This is a genomic window from Bremerella sp. P1 (genome assembly GCF_028748185.1).
GTDB lineage: Bacteria > Planctomycetota > Planctomycetia > Pirellulales > Pirellulaceae > Bremerella.
On the sequence record NZ_CP118164.1, the window covers coordinates 2,044,037 to 2,056,735 of the forward strand.

A 12,699-nucleotide genomic window follows, 5' to 3' on the forward strand; every position below is an offset into this window, starting at 1 on the left:
CTGGGCTCCTTTAGAATCTACGCAGCCTGCTCCTATCGCCTTCCCTCTTTTCGCCCTTCCCATCGCAGGATAAACCGCATGCCCGCACCTACTTCATGGTTGGTCTCTAGTTGCCTGGCAGCTTTGTCGCTGCTCTGCATTCAAGCCGACGTGTTCGCTGAAAAACCTCTGCCTGCCGAAGCCATCACCATTCAAGGGGACTTCCTCAAAGCTCCGCCGAAGTTGTCCGCGGCCACCGAGTACGTCATCGCCAAGGCGAAGCCGACGGTGCACTTCACGCAGATCCCGCTTCCCAACACGCCGGCCGATCCGTGGTCGATCTGGGGTTATGGCCTCGTGCATTCCAACGGCAAGTTCTACGTCCCCCTGGGTGATCACCTGGGCGTCGATGCCAACTCGTATCTCTATGAGTATGATCCCGACACGCACTCCATTCGCCAGGTCGCCGACCTTCAGTCCGGGGCCGAGAACTTCCAGTCCGGCGACTTTGGTTTCGGCAAGATCCATGGCCGCTTGAATGAAGGGGCCGACGGCAACATCTACATGGCAACCTACTGGGGGCAGTGGCGGAACGAGAGTGACCGCTACGAAGGGGATCGCGTCTTTCGCTATAGTCCAGAAACGGGCAAGCTGAGCGACCTGGGCATGCCCAAGTATGGCTGGGGATACCCATCGACCCACTACAGCGCGAAGCACAACCTTTTGTACGCCGAAGCCCATCAGCGCAAAGGCAACTCGAAAGGAGACCCGAAGAACAACTACGTCGCCACCGAGTACAGTAGCTACAAAGATCCCTACCACGTCGAGTTCCTCGTCTACGACACGGCCACACGTAAGGTCGTTTTCCAAGGCGAACACCAAGGCCTGAGCTACGGGCGTGACTTCTTTGTCGATGCCGACGGCAACGCCTACTGGAACAACGGCGACGGCTCGCTGCAGAAGTACGATCCGGAAACGAACCAGGTCACCACGTCCAAAGCCAAGATGCCTGGCTCTAAAATTCGCCGAACCGTCGGCCCGGACGACAACGGCATGCTGTACGGCGTCACCAACGACACGCACAAGATCTTCCAGTTCGATCCCGCCAAGGACAAGATCCGCACGCTCACCGAAGCCTGGGCCGATAGCCCGGCCATGGATGTAACCCGAGACGGGAAATTCCTCTACACGATCCCCGGTGGGCATGGCCCCTCGTCCGGTACGCCGCTGATTCAAGTCAACGTTAAGGACGGCTCACAAAAGGTGATCGCCTTCCTGCATGACGCCGTTTGGAATCAAACCAATTTCAATCTCGGTGGAACCTATTGCCTGCAACTGAGCAAAGACGGCTCGAAGGCGCTCGTTGGGTTCAACGGAAAAGTCGATGACTTGAAAAAAGCCTGGGGAGCGTTGGCCGTCGTCGAGATCGAAATCCCTGCCTCCGAGCGATAGTCCCAATCGCCGCGAACGTCCGTGGCTGGAGCCCTACTCATGAAAACCTGCATCACCATTGGCATGTTATCGCTGCTGCTGACCGGCCTGGCGACGTCCTTCACGCTCGGGCAAGACTTGCCATTCACATTCCGTGACGTGGGCAGCGAGTCAGGCCTACTGCCGGCCGCCGCTGGTATCCGAGGGCATGCCGCGGCCTGGGGCGATGTCGACAACAACGGCTATCCCGATTTATTCATTGGCACCTTCCACGACTCCGGCTCGAAGGCCGGCATGCTGCTGAGAAACGATCAAGGGAAGTTCACGTTAGACCCGCAGCAAGCCGTGCAAACATCCGGCAGCGGTAGTGGTGCGCTGATGGCCGATTTCACCAACGATGGCAATCTTGACCTGTTCGTCGCCAACTGCGTGAATCGCAAGGAAGGGGTCCGCGCTAATCCGAGTCGTTTGTTTCGCAACGATGGCGACGGCAAGTTCACCGATGTCTCGGAGCAAAGCGGCACGTGCCCCCCAGGCTACGCCGGGCGAGGTGCCGCGGCCCTCGATTACGACGGGGATGGACTGCTCGACCTGTTGACCTGCGAGCAGTACTACTCGTCGGACGTCGAACGCGGCCCGGTTCTCTATCGCAACCTGGGCGATATGCGGTTCGAAGACGTCTCGAAGCAAGCCGGCCTGCCGGTTGGACTCGGCGGACTGGGCGTGGCCGTAGCCGATTTGAACGGCGACACCATTCCCGATATTTTCCTGACGCACGGCCAAGGCGAACATCGCTTGCTGTTGGGATCGAAAGAAGGGGTCTTTCGCGAAGCACCCGGTGCTCGGGAAGTCTTTCGCTGGACGCTGGACAATCCGGAAGATGCCCCGGCGGGCGTGGCGATCGGCGACATTAACCGCGACCAACTGCCTGATATCGTCATCGGTCATCACTTCAGCTCGCCATGGAAGTCACCGGCACCGGTTCGTCTGTACCTGAACCAAGGGGTCACCGACGGCGTGCCTAGGTTCGAGGAGATCACCGCCGCCGCAGGCCTCGAGCCACTGCAGATGAAAGCCCCGCACGTCGAGATCCAAGACTTCGACAACGATGGCTGGCCGGACATCTACGTTAGTATCGTCAAATTCAAAGGGGACCAGCCCTGCCCCATCATCTATCGAAACCTGGGCCAGCAGGATGGCGTTCCCAAGTTTGAAGTGACCGGCTGGGACGTGAATGACTTCCCTACGAAGGAAGACCTGGCCGTCAAACGAACCGGAGCGTTCTTCGACAAGCTGATCGCTGATCATCAGATCATCTACATGGCCCCCGGCCCGACCAGCGACTTCGACCGCGACGGCAAGCTCGATATGTTTCTGCCCAACTGGTGGATCGAGTCGCCATCGCTACTGCTGAAGAACGAAACGCCCGGCGGCAACTGGCTGCAGGTCACGGTGCAAGGAAGCGACCCAATCAATCGCATGGGCATCGGCACGCGTGTGAACGTTTACCCTGCCGGCAAGCTGGGACAGAACGAACACCTGATCGGCTCGCGCGAGATCGCCATCGGCTACGGCTACTGCTCCGGCCAGGAAGCGGTCGTACACTTTGGGCTCGGTGATATCGAGAAAGTTGATCTGGAGTTCATCCATCCACACGATAGCGGACGAACCACTGGCACCGAACTGACGGTAAATCGACGAGTTGACATGAAGATGCCGTAAGCACGTGCATCAGCAGCGAGAAGTACCAAGCTGTTTCAAGCTAGAGGCCAGAAAGATCGCCCTTGAGAATCAATCCCACCACCCACGGATTGGGATGCACCGCTTCACGCAAGTCTCGCAATCCCAGAGTCAATCGCGTTTCATAATTTCCCTGACGATTTTGCCGATGTCAGCAAGCTCGCTCGATAGGCTGGGCGCGGTTGGTCCTATTGATCATCGAATTCGGTTCAGGAAGGTGGTCCGCTCTTCAATTCGGGGAGCACGGCATCCAATTGCTGCGTAAGCGACGTAAGCGTCTCGTCGGCACTGTCTAAGTCTCCCGAGCCACCAATCTGCTCGAGCTTATGCGCGACTTCGGCGGCATCGTTAGCCCCCACGGACAGCAAGTTACCTTTGAGCGTATGAGCGGCTCGTCGCAGCGATTCGCTATTGCCCTCGCTAATAGCAGTGCGAATTCGGGGCATCAGCATATCGAGCTCTTCCAGAAACGCATCGATCACGACTCCGACCAACTCTCGATCACCATCCGCTGCATCCAGTACCGATTTCCAGTTGATCAGGCTGTTGGTACTTACCGGCTGACTTGGAGCTTCGCTACTGGTGCCAAAGATTTGAAATAGCTTTTGCTTGATTTCACGAAAGCGGACCGGCTTGGAAAGATAGTCGTCCATCCCAGCACTTAAACATCGCTCTCGGTCGCCAACCATCGCGTGGGCAGTCATGGCGATAATCGGAATGTGCCGGCCGGTACCTTCTTCCTGGTGGCGGATCTCTGCCGTTGCTTGCATCCCATCCAATTCAGGCATTTCCACATCCATCAACACAACGTCGAATTCACCCGACTTCCAAGTCTCGATCGCCTTCGCCCCATTCGACGCGATCGTAATCTGGCAGCCAAGCTTATTCAAAACGCCCGTTGCGAGTCTTTGATTAACGATGTTATCTTCCGCGAGAAGTACACGCAGCCCCTTCAGTTCCGACAGCACCTTTTCTTGATCAGGACTGGGAGAATCGATGGATGTTTTGACGCCCAACACCGTGACGATGGTCTCAAACAGTTCCGACTGCTTGATCGGCTTGATCAGATGCGCAGCAACCCCCAGTGCCGTTCGGCGTTCCGCATCGCCTAGCTTGGCCGCCGAGGTGAGCATAATCAGCGGCGTTTGGGCAACGGCTTGTTCGTCGCGAACCCACTTTGCCAGGTCAAATCCATCCGCCTCGGGCATATTGACGTCGGTGAGGACGATCGAGATCGGATCGCCCCGATGCTCGGCGGATCGCAAGCATTGCATCGCGTCATGGGCATTGGATGCCAACGTTGGCTTCAGACCCCAACTGGACAACATGTCGCAGAGGATACGGCGATTGGTGGCATTGTCATCCACGACGAGTACGGAAGTGTCCGTCAGCGACAACGAGTGGTCTTTTCCATCGCTGGGAGCAATATCTGATATGCCAAATTGAGCGGTGAAGGAAAAGGTACTCCCACGTCCAACCTCACTCTCCATGCGAACTTTGCCCCCCATCAGTTCGACGAGTTTGGAAGAAATGGCAAGTCCCAGGCCTGTGCCTCCAAATCTGCGTGTCGTCGATCGATCTGCCTGCTGAAAGGCTTCGAAGATCAAGGCTTGATTCTCTTCCGGGATTCCGACGCCCGTGTCCCGTATGGAAAACAGTAATGTACATTGCGACGTCGCATGCTCGACGCATCGCACGTTCAGGACGACCTCTCCCTGCTCGGTGAATTTGATGGCATTTCCGATCAGGTTCACAACCACCTGGCGAAGTCGACCCAAATCCCCCTCTAAGACGAAAGGAACGTCCGCGTCGATCGAATAGGCGAGTTCCAATCCTTTGCAATGGGCGCGCAGGCCGAGCGGCTTCAACGTGTCCCCCAACGCATCGCGAAGATCGAAGGGATGGCAGTCGAGTTCCAGCCGGCCGGCTTCGATCTTGGAAAAGTCGAGGATGTCGTTGAGGATCGAAAGCAGCGATTCGCCAGACTCTTGCACCATCCGCAAGTATTCGCGTTGGGTCGATGTCAGGCTCGTATCGAGCAGGAGTTCCGTCATCCCAATAATGCCATTCATGGGCGTGCGAATCTCGTGACTCATATTCGCGAGGAATTCGCTTTTGGCTCGGCTCGCCACATCGGCGGCATCACGAGCTTCACGCAGTTCCTCCTGAGCAAGTTTCAGCTGTGTTATGTCGCGCGAGATTCCGAACGTCCCAACGACTTTGCCGTTGGTATCACAAAGCGGAAGCTTGGTGGTCGATGACCAGGTTACCTTTCCGTCCTGCCAATGAAGTTGTTCCTCTTGGCCGATCAGAGGTTCCCCTGAGTCCATCACCTTCTGTTCGTCGCGATCTGCCTTATTGGCATGTTCTTCCGAGAAGAACTCATGATCTGTTTTGCCAACGGCCTCGCTGGGGTCCGACAGTCCAGATTTCGCTGCTTTCGCACGACTGACACGAAGAAACCGGCCTTCTCGGTCTTTGAAATAGATCGAGTCTGGCACGTTGTCCATCAACGTCTGCAGCAAATAGCGTTCGTGGGCGAGTGCTTGTTGGGCCTGATGGCTTTCCGTAACATCCCAAAACAAGACCTGGACCCCGACAATACAACCGTCGACATCACGAACAGGACTCTTGAGACGTTCGATCCAGCGCGACGTGCCATCGGGCACGCGATGCTCCTCGACGCTGTGCAGCACCTCGCCCGTTCTCAGCACCTGCTGATCATCCGCGGTAAACTTGCGCGCAACCTCTGGGGGAAGCAGTTCGGCGTCTGACTTGCCGATGATTTCGTCGAGTTTCAGATCATGAAACTTGAGGTAGTTCTGATTGGCGAAAACGCGATGCCCACTGGCATCTTTAATCAATAGATTCAGGGGCAGGCTATCGACCAGAGATTGAAATGCGATCTGGGCCTGCCGCAACGCTTCCGGCATCTCACCGGAAGGCCGCTCGTCCAACCAGGAAATTGGCGAAGGTAGTTTAGAAAACTCGAATTGGGAGTGCATCACTTACACTCCTCTCACTTGGAAAAAGGCCCCAGAAAAGTCGACGAGTGCCCTCTTAAAGCTTATATCGGATCGATTTGATGGACAACAAAAATGCCTCCTAAGTTTGGCAACAAAGGAAAGTTACCCCATGCTGGCCAGCCTCCAACGATCAGCCTGTAATCGGCCCCTCTCGTCGTCTCGACCCACGAGCAACAATCGAGCGACCCTTGCCGATTCGGCCCGGCCAGATCGACGTCGGGTTGTCTCAAGAGGCCGGAACTCATCTACGTCGAATTGAGCCTGGACATCAACTGGAAGCTCTTGAGGCAAAAACCTCAAGTACTCGTTCGATAAATCAGGCATCACAAATTGCTTGCCGGCCTTGGAACCGTTACAAAGTTTCGCTTGTCTCACACCCTTGATTGCCCTCTGCGTAGGATTTCGCGATGTCGTATCGTCTGCTGCTGTTGCTTTTGGTGATGTCGCCACTGATCGGTTGTGGTCCGAGCGACCCTTATCCGATCCCTGCCAAGCTGCCGACCGAGCCCCTGGTGGAGAAGAAAGATGGGCAAGAATACGAGTTTCCACCGACCGTCGATTTCGATGGCGCAACGTGGATTCGCGTCAAGGAAGACCCCACCGACAATGTGCCAGCCAAGGCCTATGTCTACGCGTCCAACGACCGTGACGACTATCTGTTCTACATGCTCTACAAACCGAACGAGCTCAAGTCCCATGGCTTTCCAATCGAGAAGCAGCTGATGCTGGCAAAGTTGGATCCGAAGACCAAGAAGTTATTTCTCGACGGGCCAACCGAGCTTTCCCTGGGCGGCGGAATGCTGCTCAAAGCGCAGTTCGCCAACCAACAGAAGGTCGGCCAGGAAGAGCTATACTATGCGGACGGTAATCTGCTCTTCCGTGGTCACACGATCAAAGACCGTCTGCACGGTGAATGCACGTACTTCTATAAAGACGGCAAGCCGCTGATCCAAGGCAAGTTCTCCGGCGGCCACCTGCTGAAAGCATCCGGCTTCGACCCCGACGGCACCGAGACGGAGTTTGCCAACAAAACCGATTTGATGCAGTTTCTGGCCGAGCGATTGAATAAGTAACGCATCGGGGATCACTGGGGCCGCTGGCCGCCAGGACGCGCCAGCTATTTCGCCTTCCAGATCTTCACATCGTCCACCCAGGCTTCTTTGGGAACGGCCAAAGAGATGTGGCGTTTCGTGGGATGGGCAATGCCTTCGGACTTGAACTGGCCAACCTGCTTACCATCGATCGAGACCGTCAGCGTGTCTCCTTGGACTTGCATCAGCAGCGTGTACCACTTATCAGGCGTCAGGTTGAGAGGAGCCTTGAATCTCTTCGAGTCCAACAACTTCTTCAACTCGGGCGACTTATCACCCGCCGCAATTCGCTCGCGGTTTTTCAAATTCATCTGGCCCGTTTTGGAATCTTGGAGGATCAGACTCGTCGGCGTGACTTTGACAATGAAAAGATGGCCTGCGTGGACCGTCTTCAACTGCTTGTCGGCGAAGTCGATTCCGAGCTGGTCACCTTTGCGCAAATGGAATCGTAGCTCGACGGCTCCATCCTCGAAATCAACCGGATGGAAAACGGCCACGCCATGGTCGGCGGTTGGATACCGGGTAATGTGAATGGCCCCGTCCACCAGGTCGACCTGCTGGTTGCCATCGGCCCGCCAGGGACTGTTGGTTGTCCAACCTTCGCCCACTTCTTCCTTTCCAGGAACCGATTCGTCTCGCTCGAACTGATCCGAGAACTGCAACTCGCCAAGGGAAGACGGATCCTTCTCATTCGCGAAAGCCGTGGCGAACGAAAACGTGGTGATCCAAAACAACGAGAGGCAAACGAGCGTGCGTAGCATGGTGGGTTACTCTTGATGGGGACAGGTGCAGATAGCGTATGGAACCGTCCTAGATTCGCATGTTTTAGCGCGCGGCAAAAGCAATAAATCCTCTTTCATTGCCGGAGAAAGCTCTTTTCTTGCCGCGCTAAGGTTATTCGCTACACGGTCGCGTTTTGCCCCTGTCGTTTAATGCGGCGCATCGGGTGGGCTGGACGTGCCACCGGATTGCCGTTGGCAGGCATGCCAAATCGTGGGGATATCCACTTGTTGCTCAGCAATGACAAGCGAAATCGCGATCGCTTCGAGGTTCGCCAGCACAACGCAAAGCATCGCGGCCCGAAAAGGCCAACGACTCCAATCGGCCACGAGCGACACAATGCCGATCCCCACAATCAGCCACGCTCCCTTGGCCAGCCAGGTGTGGTAACTGGGAAGCGTGCGGAACTTGATCAGTGCGACGAGCCAGCTAATCGCGTAGCTGACAATCGCCGCGGCAATCCACCACGCCTCGCGGACCGTCACGTCAGGAAACATCAGCCCGATGGCAATCAACAGAGACGTGTAGAACGCTGCGTCGGCAACCGTATCCAGGCGAGCCCCCAGTGCCGAATGCTGATGAAGCGTACGGGCCAGCACGCCATCGAGCCACTCCGTAAAAACCAGAAACGCAACCAAGATGGCCACCGCCATCGATTGCTGCTGATAGGCCAGAACGATCATCACAGGCGAACCGATAATTCGGAGACTCGTGACCACGTTCGGCGCCGTCAGCCAACGGTTCTGCTGTGGTTCGATTGGGCTACTATCCAAGGCACTTCCTCCTAGCCCACTATAACCGGCTTTCAGAAAACTGCTGCGCACGCGTATTGTCGAGTCGTGCTCAACGCAACAAACCCAAATGGGTAACGATGCGGCAATCGGGAATCGCCTCAGCAAATTCTCTTAGCCCTTCTTCCGTTACATTTGTGTTCTGTACAGACAGGAATTCCAGATTCTTGAGACGGGTCAGGTGCCTTATTCCAACGTCCGTGATGCCTTGAGAAGCATTCTTGGCACCCGTGGGAGTTTGCTCGTAGCCGAGAAACAATTCTTTCAAATGATCAAGTTCACCAACGCGTTTTAAGCCTCTATCTGAAACCGCGGTGAAGCGCAGATCAAGCTTTTCCACACTTGGCACATCCAATAACAATGTGACAAGTTCTGTAATTGTTGCATCATCCAACGGACGTTCTGCAGCTTGCACCCAATGGATTTCTTTTCTGCCAGGATCGCCAATCCACCTACCCAGCATGCTCGGCTTACGAGCTGTTCGCGTAAGTACTAAAAAGTCCAACTTGCCAATTGCAACATTTTGCTCCTCAACTCGCGCGTTAGCTCGCCGGTTTTGGTCTGCCTGACGCATCGCTAAGGCGAGCCACCCACAACAAAACCCTAACACCAGCACGATGAACATTAGCGCAAAGAGGCTATAGCTAATCGACCAGCGACGTGAGCTTTGCGCTGTCAAACAAGATTCGGTACCTTCATCCACCACATCGAGGCCCGCCCAGCTGATTGGAGAGGTGACAAACGATACATCAAGAGCAAGGTAAGTCAGTATCCCAACATGACAGATGGAAAGCAACTTTTCGGCGATGAGCAAGAGTGCCCCGAATATAACTTCCTGATGGAATAGGTTTACACCCATCAGCAGTACGAGCAGCAGATTTCCGCAATTGGGAACCTGCCAGCCCCACCGGCTTTCGAGCGTGAGCAGGAAGAAGCCAAAAAGCTTGCACCGACAGATGACTCCGAATGTCATCAAATGGCCCTTGATGTCGCCAAGGCCGCACCGACGAAGGAAACGCTAGAAAGCGACGAAACCCCGGAATTATCAGGCAAGAACGAAGAAAGCCGGCCCAAAAGGCCGGCTTCTGAGTGCTCCCTGTAGGAATCGAACCTACAACCTACTGATTAAGAGTTGGCTCCAGGACAGTATTTCCGAAAAAGATGGGTGATTTTCCCGAGCGAAAACGCCTGTCGATCTCTTTCCCGCTGATCATCCGGTGACAGTTTTAGGTGACACCGCCGTAGCCGCACAAACGGCAGCGAAGGAAAAAATTACCACGACTGTTTAAGGATTCAGAATCAGATGGTCGATCAGTACTCCCATCTAGGCTATTCGTCCCTTCTGGGGCGGGAGCCAGGGAACCATCAAATAATAGCAAATGACGTTAGATTCGCCCTCGAAAGGTCCCGAGTAAGGACAACGAGTCAAAAGGGTGAAACTAGCGTCGAATTAAACGACAAGATGGCCCTGGCTTTTTACCGGTAGTCCAAGAACGTTGTTGAATTTCATGACGTTCTGACCGGTAACTCTTGCTAGCCAAAATCAATGCAGCCTACGCTCGCGTTGCCGTTCTGAACGTCGGTCCCTCAACTCACTTAGAGGTTCCGTGATGCCCTACGATCTCGACATGAAAAAGCGGTCGTTCTACGCGCCTGATGATCTTTGGAAGAAGTTTCGGACAGCGTGCGACAGCAAGAAATGCCAGGTCAACGCAACTCTCTTGGAACTCGTCGCAGCCGTCGCGGATGGACGCATCAAGCTGAAAACTCCGAAGCGACCTGGCCTGCGTTTTAAGTGGGATCTTGCCTTAGAAGCCGAGCCCCATCGGTTCCGCGAAAAGCAAGAAGAACGCAGGGACACCTACGTCTCAGAATCCAGTTCTTAGTTTCGAAAAGGAGTTTCGAATCATGTACCCGGCAATGCAAAAAGTCCTCGTTACTCGTCCGATTTATGAAACGCTCATCGCGATGCGAGACCACTTTGGGCGCGAACCCGACGAACTCATCGAAGCGTTCACTACCGCAGCAATTGGCCTCTCGGTAATTCATCCGCAAGAGCCGCCCAACAGAGGCTGGTGTGGTCATCAACTCATTCACGAGGAAGGAAAGGTCTTAGGTACTCGCCGAATCAGGGTCGCCACGCTCGGTGAGCTTCCTTTCGCTCTCGGCCTTCGCAGTGCAGGGCAGCGAGCCGCCTAGCCCGTCGCGCTTTGTTGGAGAAGGAGGGGTCCAGGGGAACCTTGAGGCTCTATGGTTCCCCTGGTCGCCCGTATGGAAACGCTACCAATTCAATCAAGCCTGCTTAGGGCGAAAGGAGAAAAGCCTGATGTCTGTCGTAAGCACGATCTCATTTCCACGCGTGCCATCGGTTGCCGAGTTCATGCCTCCACCGCGACACGTGACCCAAATCACACCGGATCTCAGCCTAGTCTACCGGCCAGGTGAGGCCGTGCTCTTAAAGATGTCCCTTCGATCACTCGGTGTTGACGGTCTGACCGTGAAGGACGCCAAGCACCTGGTCGCAGAGCTTCAATCGTTCATTTCCAAGGAAACCATCACCAGGCACGCCGCATAAAAAAAGGCCCTCGGAACTCTGTCGGCAAACTGACGTTCCGGGGCCGCATGGCGTCTCCCATTCAGGAAACCTTTTCATGTCCATCAAGGATACCAGGGATTGCTGCGCTTGTGCAGATCAAAAATGCGTTCACGAAAGGGACGCCGTGACGGGTTGTCTCCGTTCTTCAACTGCGAGGGACGGGGAGGAGCGGGTCGGGCGGAGCGAAGCGACGCCCGGCCCCGACGACCCGTCGCCTTATCTTGAATCAAGACAGGAATACTGTCCAAGAGAGACGCGAAATAGTGAACTCCCCCAAACGATCAACCAACGTTTCGAGATTCATTCCTGCAAATGCAAGAGCCGCTTCTGCCCTCAATGCTGCGTAGGCCGTGGGCTCGAGCTGCGTGAGAAACTCATTCCCGTGCTTTCAACATTTACGAATCTTCAAATGTGGACATTCACCGTCGATCCTCAGCTCTTCAACTCTCCGAAAGATGCCTATTGGTATGTCAAGGAACAACGAGCCGTATCGCGAACTATCAACAGACTCAAAGATCTCGGCCACCTTCATTCAGGCCGCTGGTTCTGCGTCGTCGAGTGGCAAAAGAACGGGATGCCTCATTGGCACGTTTTGCTGGATGCCACGCGGATTCCCTTTTCCGTTATGTGCGATATCTGGAACTCGTTCCGGCCTGGCTGGGCAGGGCCCGTTGAAGGTACGCGACCTGGCTTCGGTTCGATTCGATTCTCTGCGACCGATCACAATTTTGTCGGTGCAGAGCACGCCGCTCATTACGCATGCAAATATATGATCAAGCATCCCGATCACGGCTACCCCGATTGGGTGCTCGATTCAACACGCCGAATCAGACGCTACGAAACAAGCCGATGCCTCCTTACACCACCGGCAGAACCCACCGAAGACATCGCCACCGATGAGCCGCCAGAGATTGAATGGTGTACCGAATTCGAGCATCCCGAGGGCTGTGTGTGCATTGAGTGCACGGCCAAGCAAGACGAAAGCGAAGCGGTGCCAAAATCGACGATCCGCCAACGCCTGGCTAAATGCAAACAAGAGGCCGTCATCATCCATGTTGCCGTGGTGACTCGCGACGACGGCCAACTTGAGGAAGTAAGGCGATTCGTGCGGAACGTGGAAACGCCCTTTTGGAAGATCGCCAAGGCCCTCAATCAGAAGATTGAAAAGTCGTTGCCGCTCTATGTCACGAATGAGGAACTCGATCAGCTCGATTGGATCATCGCGAAGTTCGAGCATGAAGAAGACCTGAAGGCAGGCATCTAGG

Annotated in this window: 11 protein-coding genes; 7 read left to right on the plus strand and 4 right to left on the minus strand. The window is 55.3% G+C overall.

Features of this window, described 5'->3' with window-relative positions; genetic code table 11:
• Window positions 1–78 precede the first annotated feature (78 nt).
• Together PSR63_RS08425 and PSR63_RS08430 are read left to right on the plus strand one after the other, a co-directional pair.
• Entirely contained in the window at window positions 79–1,431 is a 1,353-nt protein-coding gene (locus tag PSR63_RS08425) for a hypothetical protein (protein ID WP_274332365.1), read from the plus strand.
• 39 nt (window positions 1,432–1,470) lie between these two features.
• Window positions 1,471–3,132: a CRTAC1 family protein gene (locus tag PSR63_RS08430; protein WP_274332367.1), complete on the plus strand. Its 1,662-nt coding sequence runs from the start codon at window positions 1,471–1,473 to the stop codon at window positions 3,130–3,132.
• A 227-nt stretch (window positions 3,133–3,359) separates the two neighbouring features.
• On the opposite strand, the gene PSR63_RS08435 is transcribed toward PSR63_RS08430, so the two are convergent.
• Complete coding sequence (locus PSR63_RS08435) at window positions 3,360–6,155, minus strand: hybrid sensor histidine kinase/response regulator (protein WP_274332369.1); 2,796 nt, start codon at window positions 6,153–6,155, stop codon at window positions 3,360–3,362.
• 428 nt (window positions 6,156–6,583) lie between these two features.
• Here PSR63_RS08435 and PSR63_RS08440 point away from each other — a divergent pair, with 428 nt between their 5' ends.
• Complete coding sequence (locus tag PSR63_RS08440) at window positions 6,584–7,249, plus strand: toxin-antitoxin system YwqK family antitoxin (protein WP_274332371.1); 666 nt, start codon at window positions 6,584–6,586, stop codon at window positions 7,247–7,249.
• Between the two features lie 44 nt (window positions 7,250–7,293).
• On the opposite strand, the gene PSR63_RS08445 is transcribed toward PSR63_RS08440, so the two are convergent.
• The 3 genes from PSR63_RS08445 to PSR63_RS08455 form a co-directional block, all read right to left on the minus strand.
• Window positions 7,294–8,028: a family 16 glycoside hydrolase gene (locus PSR63_RS08445; protein ID WP_274332373.1), complete on the minus strand. Its 735-nt coding sequence runs from the start codon at window positions 8,026–8,028 to the stop codon at window positions 7,294–7,296.
• A gap of 168 nt (window positions 8,029–8,196) precedes the next feature.
• Window positions 8,197–8,820 carry a CDP-alcohol phosphatidyltransferase family protein gene (locus PSR63_RS08450; protein WP_274332375.1) on the minus strand — a complete coding sequence of 208 codons (624 nt, stop codon included), beginning with the start codon at window positions 8,818–8,820 and terminating at the stop codon, window positions 8,197–8,199.
• Window positions 8,821–8,890: 70 nt separating this feature from the next.
• Window positions 8,891–9,811: a hypothetical protein gene (locus PSR63_RS08455; protein ID WP_274332376.1), complete on the minus strand. Its 921-nt coding sequence runs from the start codon at window positions 9,809–9,811 to the stop codon at window positions 8,891–8,893.
• A gap of 637 nt (window positions 9,812–10,448) precedes the next feature.
• Between PSR63_RS08455 and PSR63_RS08460 the strand changes: the two genes are divergently transcribed.
• The 4 genes from PSR63_RS08460 to PSR63_RS08475 all read left to right on the plus strand — a co-directional run bounded on the left by PSR63_RS08460 (window position 10,449) and on the right by PSR63_RS08475 (window position 12,698).
• On the plus strand, window positions 10,449–10,724 hold the full coding sequence (locus tag PSR63_RS08460) for a hypothetical protein (RefSeq protein WP_274332388.1): 276 nt from the start codon (window positions 10,449–10,451) through the stop codon (window positions 10,722–10,724).
• A gap of 22 nt (window positions 10,725–10,746) precedes the next feature.
• On the plus strand, window positions 10,747–11,037 hold the full coding sequence (locus PSR63_RS08465) for a hypothetical protein (RefSeq protein ID WP_274332389.1): 291 nt from the start codon (window positions 10,747–10,749) through the stop codon (window positions 11,035–11,037).
• A 127-nt stretch (window positions 11,038–11,164) separates the two neighbouring features.
• On the plus strand, window positions 11,165–11,413 hold the full coding sequence (locus PSR63_RS08470) for a hypothetical protein (RefSeq protein ID WP_274332391.1): 249 nt from the start codon (window positions 11,165–11,167) through the stop codon (window positions 11,411–11,413).
• A gap of 430 nt (window positions 11,414–11,843) precedes the next feature.
• Window positions 11,844–12,698: a rolling circle replication-associated protein gene (locus PSR63_RS08475; RefSeq protein ID WP_274332392.1), complete on the plus strand. Its 855-nt coding sequence runs from the start codon at window positions 11,844–11,846 to the stop codon at window positions 12,696–12,698.
• Window position 12,699 lies beyond the last annotated feature (1 nt).

Bases quoted from the DNA above. Each gene is read 5' to 3' on its own strand.
- PSR63_RS08475 (WP_274332392.1), top strand. From the start codon at position 11,844: ATGTGGACATTCACCGTCGATCCTCAGCTCTTCAACTCTCCGAAAGAT.
- PSR63_RS08435 (WP_274332369.1), bottom strand. From the start codon at position 6,155: ATGCACTCCCAATTCGAGTTTTCTAAACTACCTTCGCCAATTTCCTGG.
- PSR63_RS08445 (WP_274332373.1), bottom strand. From the start codon at position 8,028: ATGCTACGCACGCTCGTTTGCCTCTCGTTGTTTTGGATCACCACGTTT.
- PSR63_RS08470 (WP_274332391.1), top strand. From the start codon at position 11,165: ATGTCTGTCGTAAGCACGATCTCATTTCCACGCGTGCCATCGGTTGCC.
- PSR63_RS08455 (WP_274332376.1), bottom strand. From the start codon at position 9,811: ATGACATTCGGAGTCATCTGTCGGTGCAAGCTTTTTGGCTTCTTCCTG.
- PSR63_RS08425 (WP_274332365.1), top strand. From the start codon at position 79: ATGCCCGCACCTACTTCATGGTTGGTCTCTAGTTGCCTGGCAGCTTTG.
- PSR63_RS08440 (WP_274332371.1), top strand. From the start codon at position 6,584: ATGTCGTATCGTCTGCTGCTGTTGCTTTTGGTGATGTCGCCACTGATC.
- PSR63_RS08430 (WP_274332367.1), top strand. From the start codon at position 1,471: ATGAAAACCTGCATCACCATTGGCATGTTATCGCTGCTGCTGACCGGC.
- PSR63_RS08465 (WP_274332389.1), top strand. From the start codon at position 10,747: ATGTACCCGGCAATGCAAAAAGTCCTCGTTACTCGTCCGATTTATGAA.
- PSR63_RS08460 (WP_274332388.1), top strand. From the start codon at position 10,449: ATGCCCTACGATCTCGACATGAAAAAGCGGTCGTTCTACGCGCCTGAT.